Annotated in this window: 16 protein-coding genes; 9 read left to right on the forward strand and 7 right to left on the reverse strand. The window is 43.9% G+C overall.

The window, feature by feature from the left end; genetic code table 11:
* The 4 genes from B3Q63_RS07460 to B3Q63_RS07475 form a co-directional block, all read left to right on the forward strand.
* Positions 1 to 1,102: phosphoribosyltransferase domain-containing protein (locus B3Q63_RS07460; protein WP_296175393.1), on the forward strand; the 1,102-nt coding region annotated here is incomplete at its 5' end.
* Between the two features lie 122 nt (positions 1,103 to 1,224).
* Positions 1,225 to 2,046: an HAD hydrolase family protein gene (locus B3Q63_RS07465; RefSeq protein WP_296175396.1), complete on the forward strand. Its 822-nt coding sequence runs from the start codon at positions 1,225 to 1,227 to the stop codon at positions 2,044 to 2,046.
* A gap of 241 nt (positions 2,047 to 2,287) precedes the next feature.
* Positions 2,288 to 3,487: a cysteine protease StiP domain-containing protein gene (locus B3Q63_RS07470; protein WP_296175399.1), complete on the forward strand. Its 1,200-nt coding sequence runs from the start codon at positions 2,288 to 2,290 to the stop codon at positions 3,485 to 3,487.
* Positions 3,488 to 3,634: 147 nt separating this feature from the next.
* Entirely contained in the window at positions 3,635 to 4,711 is a 1,077-nt protein-coding gene (locus tag B3Q63_RS07475) for an HpcH/HpaI aldolase/citrate lyase family protein (protein ID WP_296175401.1), read from the forward strand.
* A gap of 182 nt (positions 4,712 to 4,893) precedes the next feature.
* Here B3Q63_RS07475 and B3Q63_RS07480 read toward each other — a convergent pair whose 3' ends face one another.
* Positions 4,894 to 5,706 carry an alpha/beta fold hydrolase gene (locus tag B3Q63_RS07480; RefSeq protein WP_296175403.1) on the reverse strand — a complete coding sequence of 271 codons (813 nt, stop codon included), beginning with the start codon at positions 5,704 to 5,706 and terminating at the stop codon, positions 4,894 to 4,896.
* Between the two features lie 329 nt (positions 5,707 to 6,035).
* Here B3Q63_RS07480 and B3Q63_RS07485 point away from each other — a divergent pair, with 329 nt between their 5' ends.
* Entirely contained in the window at positions 6,036 to 6,833 is a 798-nt protein-coding gene (locus B3Q63_RS07485; RefSeq protein WP_296175406.1) for an enoyl-CoA hydratase/isomerase family protein, read from the forward strand.
* 96 nt (positions 6,834 to 6,929) lie between these two features.
* Here the strand turns inward: B3Q63_RS07485 and B3Q63_RS07490 are convergent, their stop codons facing one another.
* The 3 genes from B3Q63_RS07490 to acnB all read right to left on the reverse strand — a co-directional run bounded on the left by B3Q63_RS07490 (position 6,930) and on the right by acnB (position 10,790).
* Positions 6,930 to 7,376, reverse strand: coding sequence for a PACE efflux transporter (locus tag B3Q63_RS07490; protein ID WP_180952490.1), 447 nt, complete (start codon positions 7,374 to 7,376; stop codon positions 6,930 to 6,932).
* A 163-nt stretch (positions 7,377 to 7,539) separates the two neighbouring features.
* Positions 7,540 to 7,968, reverse strand: a complete 429-nt coding sequence (locus tag B3Q63_RS07495; RefSeq protein ID WP_201628879.1) for a DUF805 domain-containing protein — start codon at positions 7,966 to 7,968, stop codon at positions 7,540 to 7,542.
* A 218-nt stretch (positions 7,969 to 8,186) separates the two neighbouring features.
* Positions 8,187 to 10,790, reverse strand: a complete 2,604-nt coding sequence (acnB, locus tag B3Q63_RS07500; RefSeq protein WP_296175411.1) for a bifunctional aconitate hydratase 2/2-methylisocitrate dehydratase — start codon at positions 10,788 to 10,790, stop codon at positions 8,187 to 8,189.
* 467 nt (positions 10,791 to 11,257) lie between these two features.
* Here acnB and B3Q63_RS07505 point away from each other — a divergent pair, with 467 nt between their 5' ends.
* Positions 11,258 to 11,683 carry a carboxymuconolactone decarboxylase family protein gene (locus B3Q63_RS07505; RefSeq protein ID WP_296175413.1) on the forward strand — a complete coding sequence of 142 codons (426 nt, stop codon included), beginning with the start codon at positions 11,258 to 11,260 and terminating at the stop codon, positions 11,681 to 11,683.
* Between the two features lie 213 nt (positions 11,684 to 11,896).
* Positions 11,897 to 12,940, forward strand: coding sequence for a lipoyl synthase (gene lipA / locus B3Q63_RS07510; RefSeq protein WP_271133977.1), 1,044 nt, complete (start codon positions 11,897 to 11,899; stop codon positions 12,938 to 12,940).
* Between the two features lie 117 nt (positions 12,941 to 13,057).
* Here lipA and B3Q63_RS07515 read toward each other — a convergent pair whose 3' ends face one another.
* The 3 genes from B3Q63_RS07515 to B3Q63_RS07525 are packed head-to-tail and all read right to left on the reverse strand — an operon-like array spanning position 13,058 to position 16,704.
* Positions 13,058 to 15,175: a TRAP transporter permease gene (locus B3Q63_RS07515; RefSeq protein WP_296175415.1), complete on the reverse strand. Its 2,118-nt coding sequence runs from the start codon at positions 15,173 to 15,175 to the stop codon at positions 13,058 to 13,060.
* A complete protein-coding gene (locus B3Q63_RS07520; RefSeq protein ID WP_296175417.1) occupies positions 15,147 to 15,689 on the reverse strand; it encodes a DUF1850 domain-containing protein in 543 nt (180 codons plus the stop codon). Before B3Q63_RS07520 ends, B3Q63_RS07515 begins: the two co-directional genes overlap by 29 nt.
* Positions 15,670 to 16,704: a TAXI family TRAP transporter solute-binding subunit gene (locus B3Q63_RS07525; protein WP_296175419.1), complete on the reverse strand. Its 1,035-nt coding sequence runs from the start codon at positions 16,702 to 16,704 to the stop codon at positions 15,670 to 15,672. The genes B3Q63_RS07520 and B3Q63_RS07525 overlap by 20 nt, the downstream gene beginning before the upstream one ends.
* Positions 16,705 to 17,668: 964 nt before the next feature.
* Here B3Q63_RS07525 and B3Q63_RS07530 point away from each other — a divergent pair.
* Positions 17,669 to 18,055, forward strand: a complete 387-nt coding sequence (locus tag B3Q63_RS07530) for a hypothetical protein (protein ID WP_201563005.1) — start codon at positions 17,669 to 17,671, stop codon at positions 18,053 to 18,055.
* Between the two features lie 146 nt (positions 18,056 to 18,201).
* Entirely contained in the window at positions 18,202 to 19,887 is a 1,686-nt protein-coding gene (locus B3Q63_RS07535; protein ID WP_296175421.1) for an alkaline phosphatase D family protein, read from the forward strand.
* Positions 19,888 to 20,019: the final 132 nt, after the last annotated feature.

Consider the following 20,019-nt stretch of genomic DNA (forward strand, 5'->3'; position numbering starts at 1 on the left):
CTTAGGTCGCCATATTCCAGTCGCACCTAGCGCCATGCGTCATGCTTTTACTGATTTGGCAAACCTAGTACCCGATGATTTGCCTGAACCCATTTTGGTTATTGGCATGGCCGAAACTGCCGTTGGCTTATCTGCGGGGGTACATCAAGCGCTACAAACTCGCTATCCACAAGCTTTATTATTAAATTCTACGCGTCATGCGCAACATGATGACAGTCATGACAAAAGCAGCCACTCTTTATTGACCACGTTTAGCGAAGATCACAGTCACGCCAGCCAGCATCTGATTTATCAAAGTGCAGATAGAGTGACTCAAGCACAGCTACTTGCCAGCAAAACCTTGATTATGGTTGATGACGAAGCGTCAACGGGCAATACTTGCGTCAATGTCGTCACCGCCCTTCGTAACGCAGGACTGACCGAATTAGAACAAGTGCATCTAACGACATTGGTAGATTGGTCGTTAAATCAGAACCAAGCTCCAGTTGACGTAGATGACAACATATCTGCACGTTTGCCTAATATTGACTTTCATCGTCATCACCTACTATCTGGGGCTTGGACTTGGACGGATGCGCCCAACCCTGAATCCATTACGATGCCATCGGTCGATACCACTGAGGCTGGCAGTCAGCCATTAGGCAACACTGGCAATTGGGGGCGCTTCCCAACGCTAGATAGTACCGATAGTTTTGATAATTATCTGATGAAGTTTCAAGCAGCATTTAACCTTTTTAATCAGCGAGCCCAATCTGAAAAAGAACAGTTTGACAATGAGCAATTGCCACAGCGGATTTTAGTATTGGGCAGTAATGAGTTTGTTTGGTTGCCGTTTTTATTAGCGGAATGGCTTGAGACGCAAACTCAAAACGCTACGGTTGAGTTTAGTGCCTTAACGCGCTCACCGATTGCCCTTGGTGGCGCGATTACCACGATGCTCAGTTTTAGCGACAACTATGGGCTGGGTATGACCAACTTTGCTTATAATGTTGAGCCTAGCGATTGGGACTTAATTGTTTTGTGTGTGGAAACATCAGCGGATAGCGTTGATGACATGTGGCAAAGTTTGGATAATGTGTTGGTGGTGAGTCCGACGCTTTAAGCTGTTTTATAAAAGCTAGCTTACAAAGGCTGTCTTATAAAAGCTGTTCCATTAAAACTATCCTTTAAACCCTACTTTGATTTTCACATTTAACCCTTACGCACGCTTTTATGGCAAATACTATGACTAGCCCATTTTTTCAAGCCAATCCCGATATTATCAAACCCTACGCGCTGATGGATTTGGACGATACGCTTTTTCAAACCCAACGTAAAATTGATGCATGGGAATTACCAACGTCTGAACCTGAAAATCTAGTTTGCGCGACCGTTAATAAACAAGGCAAGCCGTTAAGCTTTATGAGTCAGCGCCAAGCTGCGTTTTTTAATTGGCTGCTGCTTAGTACAGAGCTGATAGTGGTCACCGCACGTGACCGCAGTGAAATCAAACGCGTTAAGCTGCCTTTTGATAGCTGGCAGGTCTTAACCCACGGTGCGATTATTCTTGATAGAGACGGCACGCTACAAGCTCAGTGGCAAAAGCGTATGCATAGTGCACTTGCACCACTGCAAGATAAATTACAGCAGCTAAGCCAATTATTTGCCAATCACAGTAAAAATGACAATAGCCAGCTGGTATTTACACCGCATATCAATCACTTTAATGATGGCGCTGTTAATGAAGAGCTGACCATTTATCTGGCTATTAAGCATGCGCAAAAGGACCATCAAGCGTTAGTAGAGCTCGCTAAAAAATTGCCAACGTTAATACGTGACTTTGAGCAAGATTTTTATGTGCATGTGAATGCGAACAATCTGGCGATACTGCCGCACGCGGTTCATAAACGCCATGCGGTGCAGTTTTTATTAGACCAGCATTTAGACAACCAGCGTCCAAGTTTTGGTTTTGGTGATAGCTTGGCCGATTTGCCATTTTTGCAATTGCTTGACTGGTATGGCATGCCCAATCATGGTCAGCTACATGAGCGCTTTAGCTCGCAGTAATTCTAAACGCTTAACCTCTCCTAAGGCGTGTCCTCAATTCAATCGATGGACATCTAAATGGTCTAAAAATGGCTAAATTTTGCCAAACTTCGTCAAATAGCTGGGTAATATCCCGATATTAACTGCACTATTTTACTTGTTTGGCTACAATTTATCTGATTTTTATCACCATTTTTAAAATGAGGACACACCATAAATAAAAACAATAATCGAACGCATTTTTGTAAGTAGGAACTATCTTATGACCCATCCTATAACGAACCCTAATATTCAAAAAATGCAGGAATATGGCTCAGGCAGCTATCTTGCCAGCGATGTGACTGTGCTGCTTGATATCGTTGATAAAAACGCCGTTGCTGATGTACCAGTCAGTCAAAAAGAAGCGCTCATCCAAAGTGGACAGCGCCACTATTCAGATATGTTAACCTTAGAGGATGCGCCAACCGCCATGCATGAGCAATTGTATCAGCAGGCATTAGCGCAAGGTACAACGAGAACCGCAACTGATATTGCTAACTTGGCTTATACGCTACACCATATTTTTCAGCAAACGGTAAGTACTGAACGTCCATTAATATTAGTCAGCTTGGTACGTGCAGGTTTACCAGTTGGCGTATTGTTGCAGCGTGCCCTATTAGACAATGAAAGGTCAGATGCCGATAGCAGCTATGCGTTGCCAAGTGTGCATTATGGTATCAGTATCATTCGCGACCGAGGACTTGATCCAGTCGCGCTGCAGATGATATTGGACGCTCATCCAGAGAGTGCCATCGTATTTGTCGACGGCTGGACGGGCAAAGGGGCGATTTATCAAGAGCTGGCGCGTAGCTTAGAAGTCTTTAGCGATCCTAGTCATCCATATTTTGCCAATATTTTTCATCAGGGTAAGGATGTTATTCCCTTATTAACCCTTGCTGATCCCGCGGGCGTTGCTTGGCTGGCGGCAAGTGAGGAAGACTGGTTGATTCCTTCAGGTCTATTGAACAGCACCGTATCGGGACTGATATCACGCAGTTTATATACTGAGCCACAATCGGGGCTACATCGTAGTGTCTTTTACGATAACTTGGTTCAGGTAGATCATAGCTTAGCTTTTGTTGATCGTATTGATAGCGCGCGGCGTGCATTGTCTACATCTCCACAATGCTTGCAAACGTTTGAGCAACCACGCTATCAGACGGCGGATTTAATTGATACGCTGGCAGCAGAGTATGACATTAGCAATCGCAACCGTATTAAGCCAACCATTGCAGAGGCGACACGGGCGATATTACGCCGTGATCCTGAGTGCATCTTGCTGGCCACCGCCGATCACCCAGATACCGTATTATTGCGCCATTTATGTAGCGAGCGTGATATCAATATCACGGTATTAGGTGCTAAAATACTCCCCTATCAAGCGATTACGCTAATCAAGCAGCGGGCAACAGATCGCTCATGATTCATTAATGTATTGATGCCTTGATGTATTGATGCCTTGCAAAAGAAATGCATCAATACTGCATCAGCAGCGCTGTTTTTATCATACGTCCTTACGCTATGATTTCTTGCTATAACCATTCACTTATCACTATTTACGATGCCAACTATGTCCGATATGCCCCACAATGAGTCCAATCTTTATAATAACAATCAGTCTTATGCCCACCTGATTACTGAGCGTCATGCGATGCTCAAACCGCATACCCATCACCCGTATCAGCTGGGTGCTAGCCTATATATGCCTGCGACGCGGCAAGATATTTGGCAAGTCATTACGCGTGATAAATTGCCGACGATTAACAGTATTATTATCTGCTTAGAAGATGCGGTCAGCCATAGCGATGTTAAGTTGGCACTTGAACGTCTACAAACGCTGCTACATACGTGGGCCGCGCATGTCGATAGTATCAATGACCCAGCAAAAAAAGATGGCATTCAATCAAAAGCGCACACCGATCAGCCAACCAGACCTTTGGTCTTCTTGCGTCCACGTCATCCGGCGATGCTTGAGCAATTGGCAGATTTTGCGCATATTGATTTGGTCGACGGTTTTGTGATGCCAAAAGTCGATATGTATAGTTTGTCTAATTGGCGCATGGCGTCTCAGAATTTAAGCATTGAGCAGCTATTGATGCCGACGCTTGAGACGGCAGCGCTATTTAACCCGCATCACAATCAAGAGTTGGCGATTGGCTTTAAAGAAGCTTTTAGCCAGCCAATATTTGCCCTGCGTATCGGTGGTAATGACTTATTTGCAGCGCTGCGTTTACGCCGTCCTAAAAACAGCATTGTCTATGACACCCCGATTGGTACGCTCGCCTATCAGCTGCTTGGCTGCTTTGTACCGCATGGTTTTTATCTTACCGCGCCAGTATTTGAATACTTAGAGCAGCCAACACTGTTTATGAAAGAGCTGATGCGTGACGTGAACTTAGGACTGGTCGGCAAAACGGTCATTCACCCAAGCCAGATTGCTTTGGTACAGCAAGCGTATTGCGTACCGTTAAGCACCTTGGATGAAGCGCAGGCAATCTTGCATAGCGAGGCAAAAGCAGTATTTAAATATAACGATACCATGCTCGAGCCTGCCACGCACCGTGCATGGGCTACTGAAATCGTCAATCGCGCTGAGGTCTTTGGCACCCTTGATGATATCAATACTGACTATACGACCCGGTTATAAATAAAGACATTAGCTTTACTGCTTCATCGTATGTTTTTTTTAAAACTGCCGCTTTAACGTTAATCTGTTAAATGGTTTCAATAAAAAAGCCGTTATCTTAAATAGGATAACGGCTTTTTTTCGTATAAACACTTTATTAACTGCTATGTCTGATTCAAGACTGGTTCCAGTCTCGCTCAAAGTTAGACACAGTTGGCTAAAAAGGTATTAATCACTTTATTAACCTGCTCAGGTTCTTCTACCGTCGCTGTATGCCCAGCGCCTTTAATAACCGCAAGCTTCGAGCCTTTAATAGCAAAATGCATGCGCTCCGCCTTTGCGTAAGGCGTTGCCACATCTTCATCGCCAACGATAATCAATGTCGGCGTGCTAATCTCGCCTAGCTGATCGTAAGTGTCTGAGCGTTCAATCACACCTGTGGTCGCCTTTACGACGCCACCTTTACGATTGCCTTGTAACATCGCAAGCCATTCTCTTCGGTCAGCCTTACGCGACTTATCCGCCAAAAAACTACTACCAAACATAATAGGCATGACTTTTTGGCTGACCCGCTTCATACCCAGCCAGCGGATAGCTTTCATCAATTTGCGATACTGCGGCACGTTTTTTGGGTCTTCAGGGTCTGCTGACGTTTCAAGCAAAGTCAGCGATAATAGTAGCTCCGGACGTTTTAGCGCGATACGCTGAGCGACAAAGCCACCCATCGATAACCCTAAAAAATGACATTTATCAATATTTAGCGCATCCAACAATGCTAGCGTATCCTCAGTCAGTGTTTCCATATCATAGCCCGATTTGGTAATCTCCGACTGACCTTGCCCGCGAAAATCAAACGCAATACAACGGCAGCCGGATTTAAAATACTCTACCTGCTTGTCATACATCCGCGTATTCCATAGCAGCCCATGGGCAAAGACCATCACTGGCTTTTGCTTATCCTCCGGCGCGCTGTCTTCATAATAAATATCAACGTTATTTACATTTATCATTGGCATAATTACTTCCTTGTTTTTTGCTTATTGATTGCTTGTTTGGTTAACGAAATCCTTAACACTACTGCTGTTTAGCATAATGCACCAAGCAAATACTTCATAGCGTTATTTTTGTACGACAGATCGTATATATTTTTTAAAATAAATATATAGCAAAACAAGGAAAAATTAAACATTTTTGACCGTGCCTTTAGCGCCCACAAAACTCGCTTTTATAATCATAACAAGCTGCTATAGTAATCAGCTTGCATGACTTGTTACAACTTTGTCCATCACAACGTCCATTGTCATCAGCAATGCTTATCTAAAACTTCTTATTAAGGAAACCAACCATGTCACAACCTTTGGTCGAATATCACAGCGAAAACCATATTGCTACCATTACCATGAATGACCCTAAGACGCTAAATGCTTTTAGCACACCATTAAAAGGCGCAATTATGGATGCGCTTGATCAGGCTGATCAAGATGCCGACGTGCGCGTGATTGTCTTGCAAGGGTCAAATAATAATTTCTCTAGTGGCGGTCATATTGGTGAGATGTTAGAGAATGGCATGGAATCAGAAGCATTGGTGGCAAAGCTTGATTTTATGCTCAGAGAAGTGGCAGAAGTGAGTTTAAAGCTGCGTAATATTCACAAACCCATTATTGCTAAATTAGAAGGTGCCGTCGCTGGCGCTGGGATGAACTTGGCATTAACCTGTGATTTCCGTATTGCCGCTGACAATGCCAAATTCGTGCAAGCCTTTGTCAATATCGGTTTGATTCCAGATGCGGGTGGCATTTATCTATTGAATCAATTGATTGGCGCGGCCAAAACGACTGAGCTTGTGATGCTGGGTGATAAGCTTACTAGCGACGATGTCGCGCGTCTAAACTTAGTCAATAGCGTCGTGAGCAAAGATGGGCTTGACGCCAGCGTATTGGCGTTGGCAACGCGCCTAAGCAACCTGCCCGGTAAAGCTTTGGCTTCGATGAAGCATATGATTAACGTGCATGCTTTTTCAGGCTTAAATGAAGCGCTCGATATGGAAGTTGACCAACAAACCATGATGGCAAAAACCGCTGACTTTGCTGAAGGTGTCACCGCCTTTATGGAAAAACGTAAGCCCGTTTATCAGGGTAAATAAAAACTTCTAACGCTACCTTCTGTACTATCAACAAAAAGGCTGCCTAATCTAATAGCAGCCTTTCGTTAGGTCATTTAATACGATTCATCTCTGTATTTATGAAGAAGCAGAGGCGGTCTTATCGTAACGCGGTAAGGTGAATATTTTATCGAAACCTAAGGTAAATACAAAGGTATAAACCAAGAAAAATAGCAGTAACGCCGCCTCCATCATAAAGGCTTTGATTAAACCAACGTCATACCAAATCATATAAAGTGGCAGGCAAATCAATACCAAGCCACCTTCAAACCCTATCGCATGAGCGCTGCGGATTAATAAGGTACGCTTTTTAACCTGCTTGCGCCGCTCCCACGCTTCAAAAGCCGTATTGTATAAAAAGTTCCAAATCACAGCGGCTAATGACACCATCACCGCAACGGGTAACGACTCTGCCGCATCGCTGCCGCTAAGTTTCATCAGCACAAAGGTAGATGCAATAATAGCGATAATTTCAAAGATGGTCACATAGACAACACGACGTTTGAGTGGGGATAAAGTAATCAACCAAGACTCCAAAGCACTTAGCACTTAGCACTTAAGTATAAACAAAAAGTTGCTTAGTAAAGTATCGGTCCGTCCCGAGATAGAAATGAGAAAAGAGTGCAGAGCCACGGTTTCCGCCTGCCCCTATATTATACAGAAGATAATGAGAGAAACCAGTCGCAGCTTATTTTGCTGGTGGACCCCATTGATTGGTTTCAAGCTTGGTATCGCTTGCTAAAAACACCAGTAATACAATAGAGCCTATCAATGGCAAAATGGATAGCAAAAACCACCATCCTGAACGGCTGGTATCATGCAACCTGCGAATAGTCACCGCTAAGCCCGGCAAAAACAAACCGAGCGCTACAACGATATAGAATAGCCCCGTTTCTGAATTAAATATAATAGCATCTAAAATCATCGCTACAATAATCAAACCCATTTGTACCAATACAAAATACCAATACTCCTTACGTCGAGCACGACCAGAGAAATTGGTATAATTTCTTAAAGCTTTTTTAAACCAGTCAAGGATGCCAAAGTTTGCTTCAGCACTATGATTATTAACCATTGCAGAATTCGGTAAAGGTGGCGGCGTCGTTTTATCAAGCATATTTTTATTTTCCCTAGGATTTGTCGTCAACCTTAACGGTAAAGTTGCCAACCAAAAAATTTAATCAGCGACTTTGATTATAAGCACTCAATAAAAGTTTGCAAACCGTTATTGGTTTATTTTAAATTTAAAAAAACCCCGCATCATCACGATACGGGGTTTCTATTTAAATAAGAATTGTAAAACTTAAAAATACTTAACTTAAGCTTTAAGCAAAATTAGGTCAACTGAGCAACGTTAATTTTGTCGGCTTCTTCAGTATAAGAATCCATACGATCGAAGTTCATGTACTGATAGACTTCTTCGCCCATGCTATCAAGCATACCAGCGTACTGCTGATATTCGTCGTTGGTTGGCAATTTACCAAGTACCGCTGCGACTGCTGCAAGCTCTGCAGACGCTAGATAAACGTCAGCACCTTGACCTAGACGGTTCGGGAAGTTACGAGTTGACGTCGATACCGCAGTAGAGTTCGGTGCGATACGTGCCTGGTTACCCATACATAGTGAACAACCTGGCATCTCAGTACGAGCGCCGGCTTGTGCGTAGATGTTGTAATAACCTTCTTCCATCAATTGGCGCGCATCCATTTTCGTTGGTGGCGCAATCCATAGACGAGTTTTTAGGCTTCCTGCTGGTACGTCTTGTAGCAGTTTACCCGCTGCACGGAAGTGACCAATGTTGGTCATACATGAACCAATGAATACTTCATCAATGGTATCACCAGCGACGTCAGCCAATGTTTTAGCATCGTCTGGATCGTTCGGGCAGCAAAGAATCGGCTCTTTAATATCAGACATATTGATTGTCATGTCGATGGCATACTCTGCATCTTCATCAGCACGCAATAGGCTTGGGTTAGCTAGCCACTCTTGCATTTGCTCAACACGGCGGCTAATCGTACGCGCATCGCCATAGCCTTCTGAAATCATCCACTTAAGCAAGGTGATGTTTGAGTTTAGGTACTCAGTCACAGACGCTTCAGATAAAGTGATGGTACAACCAGCAGCACTACGCTCAGCTGATGCATCAGATAGCTCAAACGCTTGCTCAGCAGTTAGGTCTTCTAGACCTTCGATTTCAAGAATACGACCGTTGAACTCGTTGATTTTACCTTTCTTATCAACCGTCAAATAACCTTCTTTGATGGCTTGATAAGGAATCGCATGGACCAAGTCGCGTAGCGTGATACCAGGCTGACGTTCGCCAACGAAGCGTACACGAACAGACTCAGGCATATCAAGTGGCATAACACCAGTCGCCGCTGCGAATGCTACTAGACCAGAACCCGCTGGGAACGAGATACCCATTGGGAAACGCGTGTGCGAGTCACCACCAGTACCAACGGTATCTGGAAGTAGCATACGGTTCAACCATGAGTGAATGATACCATCACCAGGACGCAAGCTTACGCCGCCACGGTTCATGATAAAGTCAGGTAGTGTATGCTGAGTTTCAACGTCAACTGGCTTTGGATAAGCTGCGGTATGACAGAATGACTGCATCACTAGGTCTGCTTGGAAACCCAAACATGCCAAGTCTTTTAGCTCATCACGGGTCATAGGACCAGTGGTATCTTGCGAGCCGACCGTCGTCATTTTTGGCTCACAGTACATACCTGGACGCACGCCTTGTAGACCACAAGCTTTACCGACCATTTTTTGTGCAAGGGTGAAGCCTTTACCGGTATCAGCTGGCTCTTCTGGCTTAGCAAATACGTCTGAATGACCAAGACCCATGTATTCACGAGCACGATTGGTCAAACCACGACCAACGATTAGTGGAATACGGCCGCCTGCACGAACTTCGTCAAGCAATGTTGGCGAGTTTAGCGTAAAGGTTGACAATACTTCGTCAGAATCATGCTTAGTGATTTTGCCTTCGTACGGATAGATGTCAAACACATCGCCCATGTTTAGGTTATCAACCGCTACTTTTTCAATTGGTAACGCGCCAGAATCTTCCATGGTGTTAAAGAAGATAGGAGCGATATTGTTACCCAATACTAGACCGCCACCACGTTTGTTTGGTACGTTCGGGATATCATCGCCCATGAGCCAAAGTACTGAGTTGGTTGCAGATTTACGGCTAGAACCCGTACCAACCACGTCGCCGACATAAGCAAGTGGATGACCTTTTTCTTTCAAAGCTTCGATTTGCTTCATTGGACCAACAACGCCCTCTTTGTCAGCAAAGATGCCGTCGCGAGAGTTTTTGTGCATGGCTAATGAATGCAATGGGATATCTGGGCGGCTCCACGCGTCTTGCGCCGGTGACAAGTCATCCGTGTTGGTTTCGCCAGTCACTTTAAAGGTGGTATAAGTGGTTTTCTTTGGTACTTCAGGGCGGTTTAAGAACCACTCAGCGTCAGCCCAAGATTGCACGACTTCTTTAGCGATGTCGTTGCCAGCTTCAGCTTTTTCGGTCACGTCATTGAACGCATCAAATACGAGTAATGTCTTTTTCAACGCATCAGCGGCTTCTTGTGCGACTTCCGCGTCGTCTAATGCCGCAACTAATGGCGCAACGTTATAGCCACCTTGCATAGTGCCCAAGATTTCAACGGCTTTTTTCTTGCTGATAAGTGGTGAAGTCGCTTCGCCTTTAACGATAGCGGCTAAAAATGCAGCTTTAACATAAGCGGCTTGGTCAACACCGGCAGGAATACGGTTTTCTAACAAGTCCATTAAGAACGCATCTTCGCCCGCTGGTGGGTTTTTCAGTAGCTCAACCAATTCTGCTACCTGCTTCTCATTTAGTGGAAGTGGTACAGTCCCTAGCTCAGCACGTTCTGCGACATGTTTACGATAAGCTTCTAACACAATAGTCGTCCTCGTCGGTTGGTGACCAGTACATCACGTGAGTAGTCAGGATGACAGCCTACATCGATGTACTGCATTGAATAATTATCCGTGCAATCATAGCTCAAAACGCTCAAAATGTTAATGGCTGTGCGGCGAAAAGGCGCAGAATAAGGCCATATTGGACATTTATTATAAAAATAGTGCCATAACTAATATGATTGACGCCCTTAAATAGCAAACCTGTCGCCTTACCGCTCATTTTTGCCCTGCTCTTTTTCTGCATTGACTGCTGCATTCATTTCTGCATTCATTTCTGCATTCATTTCTGCATTAGTTTCTGCATTAGTTTCTGCATAGACTTCTACATTGGCGGTTAAATAAAAATGGCGCGACTGCTATACTCTTATTATCTAAATATCTACGACTTTATTAAGATATTTTTTCTAAGACAAACGCCATGAGTGAATATTAAGGATAATAGCAATATGGACAATAGCAGTATGAAAAATAGCGAAAAAGACAATAACGCTCATTACGATAATGGTTTAAAAGTTCGTACTGAAGTGATGGGCGCAGCGCATGTTAAACGCTCGCTTGACTCAGCAACACCATTTACCCAGCCGTTGCAAGACTGGATTATCGAACATGCTTGGGGCAGTACGTGGCAAGATGATTCGATACTACCGCGCAAATACCGCTCCTTAATTACCATGGCGTTTTTAATTGCCCAAAAAAGTCCCGCTGAGCTAAAGGGTCATATCCGTGGGGCGATAAATAATGGTGCTAGCGTTGCTGAAATCCGAGAAGTATTGATGCATAGCCTGCCTTATTGCGGCGCACCTGCCACCCAAGAAGCGTTTCGCGCTGCCATAGAAGTGCTAAATGACATGGACATTGATATCAATAAATAAAACTACGATAAAGGTATGCTTCGTAGTACCCTGTTATTTACGCAAGCTTTTTTATTCATGGAAGCCTTTTTATCCTTAGTAGCTTTCTTAGTTATCTTAACAAGATTGCCTAAAAAATATTGACCCGTTATCTGCTATAATAGCTGCATTCATAAAACATTCTAATAATGCCATAAACCCTTATTCTATCAAGGGTTAAGAGAACATTTGATTATGACAAACGCCGTACAAACCCACGTCCCCGCTGCCCGTGCAAAACCGAAAAAAGCCATCCAAGGCGAAAAGCTGCGTGGCTACGACAAGGTAGCACGCATCCCAATTAAAGTGATTCCGACCGTCGAGGCGAAGAAAAAGCCAGATTGGATTCGGGTTAAAATGTCCTCACCTGCGGAAGTGGCGCGTATTAAAGCCACCTTGCGTGAGCAAAAGCTATATACCGTCTGTGAAGAAGCCGCCTGCCCTAACCTGCCGCAGTGCTTTGCCGATGGTACGGCGACCTTTATGATTATGGGTGATATCTGTACCCGTCGCTGCCCGTTTTGCGATGTCGGTCATGGTCGCCCAAATGAGTTAGACAAAGACGAGCCACGCCATACCGCTGAGACCATTCAGGGTCTAGGTCTGAAATATGCGGTGATTACCTCGGTTGACCGTGATGATTTAAAAGACGGCGGTGCTGCCCATTTTGTTGAAGTATTGAATGAATCTCGCGCTTTAAGCCCAAATTGCTTGATTGAGATACTCGTGCCAGATTTCCGTGGTCGTATGGATATCGCTTTGGACTTATTGACTGAAACTGCGCCTGATGTCTTTAATCATAATATCGAAACCGTGCCTCGTTTATATAAAGCCTTCCGTCCCGGCTCTGATTATCAGCATTCGCTCGATTTGCTTAAGTTATATAAAGAACGCCGTCCTGATATTGCCACCAAATGTGGTTTTATGGTTGGACTTGGTGAGACCGAAGAAGAAATCTATAAGCTACTTGATGATTTAAAAGCCCATAACGTTGATATGATTACCGTTGGTCAGTACCTGCAACCAAGTAAAGACCATGCGCCAGTCGATCGTTATGTTCATCCAGATGAGTTCCAGCGTTATATGGACTATGGCAAAAAGATTGGCTTCTTTAACATTTGGGCAGGTCCTATGGTGCGCTCAAGCTACTTTGCTGATCGTCAATATTACGGCGAAGATTGCCCAGCGCCTATCCGTAGCAAAAAAGCCTTAGCAGCAGAAGGTAAACTTGGCTGTTAAGTGAAATTTGTCATCATATTAAAGTAGGATGACGAATCTTAAAATATAGAAAGGGCGAATAGTAGAGAGTTACTATTCGCCCTTTTTTATGCCTCTAAACTATCGCTCTAAATAAGGTTAAACGTTTAGAGGTAACACGGGCGTCTTACTGGTTTTTATATTTAATAACGCGATACCAAGGATGATGACACCCCCTATCAAACCTGTGATAAGCCCAGGATAAATCAGCAGTAAAGCGCCAATGGTCAGAATGATACGCGTGATTGAATTCATACTTCCTTTAAAATAACCCTCTAACGCCGCACTAAGCCCAATCACACCAACGACCGACGTCACAACGGCAATCGCAATATCCATGACCGGTGGCAATGGGAACTCTTTCGCCGTGACCGCAAGACCTGTCGGGTCAATCATCAACATCGCAGGATTATAAATAAACATAAACGGGACGATAAAACCTGCTAACGCCAGCTTTAATGATAAGTAACCTGTTTTCATCGGATCGCCGCCCGAAATACCAGCCCCAGCAAAAGCAGCCAAACAAACCGGCGGGGTAATATTGGCAAACACCCCAAAGTAAAACACAAACATATGCGCGGCTAAAATAGGCACATCAAACCCTGCTAATGCTGGCGCCGCCATGGTTGCAGTAATAATATATGCAGGAATCGATGGCAATCCCATACCCAAGACCATCGACGCTAGCATGGTCAAAATTAAGGTCAGCAATAATGACCCTGCCCCTAAAGTGACAATCGAAGAAGTCATTACCGTACCAAAGCTGGTTAAGCTGACCACCCCAATAATAATACCTACGACCGCACAAGCAGCCATCACCGCTAGCGACTGACGGGCGCCGTCTTCTAGCGCACCTAAAATATCCTTAAAGCCCATGCGTGTTTCTTTACGTAGCATACTGATGACAACCGTAAAGCCAATGGTATAGGCAGCGGCATAGCCTACCGGCACATTTTGTATTAATAAATAAATCAAAAATACAATCGGCAATAACATATGACCGCGCGCTTTTAATACCTCTTTTACCTGTGGCAAACTTTCTTTTGCCATGCCTTTTAAGTCTCGGCGACCGGCACGAAAATGTACCTGCGCGATAACGCCTAGATAATACAAGATAGCAGGTAATAATGCTGCCAAAGCAATGGTGCTATACGGTAGACCTGTGGTCTCGGCCATAATAAAGGCACTTGCACCCATAATTGGCGGTAATATCTGACCACCAACCGACGCACTTGCTTCTACAGCGCCCGCAAAATCCTTATGGTAGCCAACCTTTTTCATCAAGGGGATGGTAAACGCGCCGGTACTAACGACGTTTGATAAGGCTGAACCATTGATACTGCCCATAAAGCCGCTTGAAATGACAGCCACTTTAGCAGGACCGCCTTTTTTATCGCCTGCCAGCGCCAATGCCAAATCATTAAACAGCTGACCCATGCCAGAACGCGCTAGAAAAGCGCCAAAGAGGATGAATAAAAAGATAAATGTGACTGAGGCGCCGATTGCGACCGAATACAGCCCTTCTGTTTTTAGGAATAATTGACCAAAAATATCGCCCATATCATAAGGGCGAGTGAGTAGCCGATCAGGCATAAAGTCCAGATGACTGACAAAGGGATATAGCAAAAATATAGAGGCCAGTATGGGCAATATCCAGCCAGTAATACGCCGACTGCCCTCAAGGACGCAGATGACGGTGATAATAGAAAATATCACATCGACCGAATTTGCCATGCCGCCGCGACTGGTGACAATATCTTGGTACTCGTATATCAGGTAGGTCATGCCAGATAAAGACAACAGAAACCAAATCCAGTCATACCATGCTACCCGCTTACGACTGCTTTTTTTGCTGGCAGGAAAGATTAAAAAAATCAACGCAAAGCCAACGCCCACATGCACGGAGCGCTGCAATAGTGACGGCATGGGGTTAAAGGTAATATATAAATGAAAAAGGGAATATAAGATGCAAATGGTAGCGATAATATACTTCACCGGACCTTGGGTAATATGACGCGTGATAGACTCGCGATCATATTTTTCTAATATCGCTTGCGTCACACTAGGATCAACGTCGTCGTAATCTTCAGTCTCTACATGCGCATTTGTCTGCTGTGCCAATATCGCATTTTCATTAGCATTCACATCATCGTTAGAATTTGCATCATCGTTATAAATAGGAGCCCCGCTATTGTGATCCATCACTTGGGAGTTCATGACAAAAATCCTTATTAAATCTATCGATTAGACTATAAGCCTTGGGCGTAATAGTTACTTCTGAATAATCTGGTACCCATTGGTGAATCAAAATACGCTGACCGGCATAATCAATTTCACCCTGCGTTAATCTTGATACCACCCAATTAAGATGGGGAAACCTTTGGTTAATTTGATAGCCGACGTAGCCATCCTTTTTGATAGGAGCAACGTTTTCGATAGACGGCGTACCGGCACCAAATGCTTGAAAATAGGTATTGGTTAGTAGTAAACCCTCCTCTTCACGAAGATACTGCTCTTCCCACCACTGCTTTTCTACTGAATGAATCCAGCGTAATTGAAAGTCAGGCTCAACAAAATAACATAGCAAGCTATCGGCTTTAGTATCGCCCGCTACCCGTATTTCAATGACAGATTGGCGGCTAAAAACCGCCCATAGTATCAATAAAACCAGCGCAGCCATTGCTGCTGCGCCAGCTATCCACCATAAAGGTTTATTTGGCTGCTTGCTCATCATAGTATTTTTTGGCACCAGGATGAATAGGAGCTACCATACCGACTTGAGCGGTCTCTAAACTGATATCATTCGCCGCTTGGTGAGCGTTTTTCAAGCCCTCTAAGTTTTCGAATAACGCTTTGGTCAACTTATAGCCATCATCTTCAGAGATATCAGAGCGCACCAATAAGGCATTCATGACGGCTGTGGTTGGAATAGCAGCAGCATTACCATAGGTACCGGCAGGAATCTCAAAAGTCTTAAAGTAAGGCTTGGTTTCGATAATTTTTTTGAGCTTATCTTGATTGATGGTGACCAGCTGCAATTTGATACCTTGCTCTAGCTCTAATAATGAAGAGTTCGGTAAGCCACTACTAAAAAACGCCGCTTCAATTTTACCCGCTTTCATCGCATCGGCTGCATCGGCAAAGCCTAAATAGTCGACTTTGACATCATCATAAGTGATACCAAAACCTTCTAACAGGGTGCGAGCATTGACCTCTGTACCAGAGCCTTGATCGCCAACTGCAATACGCTTACCTTTTAAATCTTCAATATTTTTAATACCAGACTTCTCTGAGGCAACCACTTGAATGACGTTAGGATAAAGCACGGCAATTTGCTGGATATTGGTGATAGGCGCTGCCTTAAAGTCATTTTTACCTTCTACCGCATCAGTGACAACATCACTAAGCGCCAGCACCATATCTACTTTACCTTGGGTCAATAGATTGACGTTTTCTACTGACGCCCCTGTCGTTTGGGTTTTGGCGTTAACACCAAAGGTTTTGGCATAAATCTCTGCTAAAGACGTTCCAATAATATTATAAGGACCGGAGGCGCCCCCTGTAGCAATGGTGACGAATTTGGTTTCGAGCTTGTCACTTGCTGTGGCGGCAGTATCTGTAGAAGTGTCGGTAGCAGCACTGTCAGTGGCCGCATTATCAGCAGGCGCTTTGTCTGAACAAGCAACCAGAGTCATACTGGCTGCAACCATGGCGGCTAATAGAGGCATCTTATAAATAGACTTCATTATTTTCTTCCTTGATAAAATAAAGCAAAATGGGTTTATAAAAAAACTTGAATGCAAAGTTCTTAAATACATGGTTCTTAAATACACGATTCTTAAATACATGGTTCTTAAATACAAAGCTGTAGTAGCAACTCATTCTTGTTGACTACCAACCTCAGTCTATGACACTGACCTTCGCTATAAACTCAGGAGTTAAGCGTTCCATAACCTAGGGTCTCCTCAATTAAAACATGGCATGTCATATATTGCTACGATGTTTTAATGGATGCGAGTGCTTATGTTCAAAAAACAGTCAGTTATATGGTTCTCTATATTTAATGAGCTAAGCAATATGTCACAAGTTGCAATCCAAATAACAATCCAAATCTAAGCTATACCAAAGCTATGGTTAATCTTAAACACAACTGAAACGTTTTTTGTCACGTGCTGCTGGTATAAATTTTACTTGCGTGCTGTGTCTACGCTAACAGAGACTGCGCATAATTAACCCCAGCAGCACTGTACCGTTTTCAAAGTATTTTAACTATATATAAACAGCCGAAACCATATCTATAGTTTCGCTATGCGATACTAAGTTTCATATTATAAATGATTTAAACAAATTTTGACGGGGTTGTAAACCTTTATCCGCGCTGCTCTTCATAAAAATGCGCCAAGCTATTTTTATTAACATCATATTTTATTAAAAAATATATCAATAGCACTTTTCTTATAACGCTACTGCTAGCCATTTATTTACTTCGTTAATGCCGCTTATATAACCACTCTTTAGCAGAATAACGACACCTAAATTAGACAATATTTTTTATTAAACATTCAATTTTTTGAAGGCGAAATCCATCTCTATTATGCTACAGTGCAAACGCTGTATTCGCTCTATAGCTACGCACTACAATAAGCAGCTAAAAATAGCGCTTAGAGCATACGACCGCCAATAATACTGAACAACCTTATAGGAAAATTTATGAAAAAATTACTTACTTCAACCATGATGCTGGCCACATTTGCGCTAGCTGGCTGTGCCACAACCGATGTCAATTCTAATGCCGGTACGGCAATTGGCACGGCAAACGAGATTGGTATGAATGTCTTTAAAGCCGCCATTGACAATCAATGCCGTAGCCAAATTGAAAAACAAAACGCGTGGCGCATTGCGAGTGTGGCGATGACTGACGCCCAAGAGGAAGAAGTAAAAGGGAGAGTTTGTGGCTGCGTCAGTGAGCAAGCACCGCAGCAAGTGACTATCGTCGAGCTTGGCAATGCTGCAATAGATGCCAGCTATCGCACACAGCTGGTCGCTAGAGTAGTGGCAAAATCGCTGCAAAGTTGCTACGGTAGCATCGTCAAATAAGTAACTGATAAAGTTACCGATTGCGAGCGTTTATTTTAACGAAATAGGCTGGGTTAGCGATTGCTTAACCCAGCCTATTCATATAGATTATTTAGTATCATTAAGGATAAATGGAATTTATCTGTAATTTATATCAAGGATGACTCATGAAAAGACGTGCATTTATAAAACTGGGTGGTCAGGTAACAGTAGCCGGAACGGTACTGACGCAGCTGAGCGCTTGTTCGTCAGATGACGATAACGTCAAGCCGCCAAATCAGCTTGATGATTTAGACGACTTAGGCTATCAAGGGGCAGCTCCTTTCGTGCATGGTATTGCCAGTGGCGACCCGCTACATGATCGCGTGATACTGTGGACACGGATTACCAACGACGGCAGTATCGAGGCCTCCAGCATTCCTGTTGCTTATACGATTGCAACAGACCCAGCGCTTAAAAACATCGTCGCTCAAGGGCGAGCAAAAGCCAGCGCCGCATCTGATTTTACCGTAAAAGTTGACCCTAAGAATCTCAAACCCAATACCACTTATTACTACGGCTTTGAAGCATTGGGCTATCTCTCTCCTATCGGTCGTACACGTACCATACCGCACCCAGACCTGCCAGCGAGCGAAGTCGATCGCGTACGCTTGGCAGTGGTTTCCTGCTCGAACTATGGTTTTGGTTACTTTAACGGCTATGCCAATATCGCCAAGCAAGCCGACATATCTGCCGTTATACATTTAGGCGATTATATCTATGAGTACCCAGAAGGCTTTTATCGCGATAACGAATTAAAAGAAGAACGCCCGCTGTTCCCTAAAAACGAAATCATTAGCTTAGAGGATTATCGCCGCCGCTATGCCTGCTACCGTACCGATATTGATTTACAAGAATGTCATCGCCAGCATCCGTTTATCGCTGTTTGGGATGATCATGAGATAGCAGATAACTCATGGAAAGGTGGCGCACGCTTCCACACCGATAGCAAAGGCAGTTACCTAGAACGTAAAATGTCCGCCGTACGTGCCTATCATGAGTGGATGCCCATTCGCGACGACAGTAGTAACGAATTAGACAGCCAATTACGCATCTATAGACGTTTCGAGTTTGGCAAATTGTTTGATTTAAATATGCTAGATACGCGCATATTTGGCCGTGAAAAGCTTGATGCGACAGCCAGTAATGAGCCTGAACGTCAACTGCTAGGGCTTGAGCAAGAAAACTGGCTATATTTAAAGATGCTGGAGGGCAAACGCCGGCAAGCAACGTGGCAAATCCTTGGACAGCAAGTCATTTTAGCGCCTTTTAAAGGTTCTTCTGCGACCAATTCTGGCGATATTTGGAATGGCTATGCCAGCGCGCGGACGCGTTTATTAGACTTTATCGAAGAAAATGCCATCGATAATACGGTGGTCTTAACCGGTGACTATCATGCCTCATTTGCGTTTGATGTCTGTCAAAATCCTTTTGATGCCAATAGCTACAATCCAGCGACTGGCAAAGGCTCCATTGCGGTCGAATTTGTCTGCCCTGCCCTGACCTCTTTAGCCTTTCCAGAAAGTGGCGCAGGAGTAGAAGAAAATCCACATCAAAAATTCAATAACCAAACCGACCATGGTTATATGTTATTGGACATCAATGAGCAGGCTTTGCAATGCGAATGGTATTATACCGAGACGTTAAAAAAGCGTGATGACCGCTGTCGTTATGCCAAAGGGCTGGTAACCCAAGCAAGTAGCAATCATTTAGTTGAAGGTGGTCAATCGCACCCTATTACTAAAACGGCTGCTTTAGCCAGTAAAGACACCTCTATGGCGATGAAAAAATCAGCCTCGCTAAGCGCTGGTTAAAATAGAAGCGAGAGCAATCTGCTATTTAAAATAATAATGGCTCATAGTAAGTGCGTGTACTAAAAAAATACCTAATAAAGAAAATTCCCAATAAAAAGGGCGCGTTATATGCATATAACGCGCCCTTTTTAT

Source organism: Psychrobacter sp. UBA2769 (assembly GCF_002352555.1).
In the GTDB taxonomy this organism is placed as follows: domain Bacteria; phylum Pseudomonadota; class Gammaproteobacteria; order Pseudomonadales; family Moraxellaceae; genus Psychrobacter; species Psychrobacter maritimus.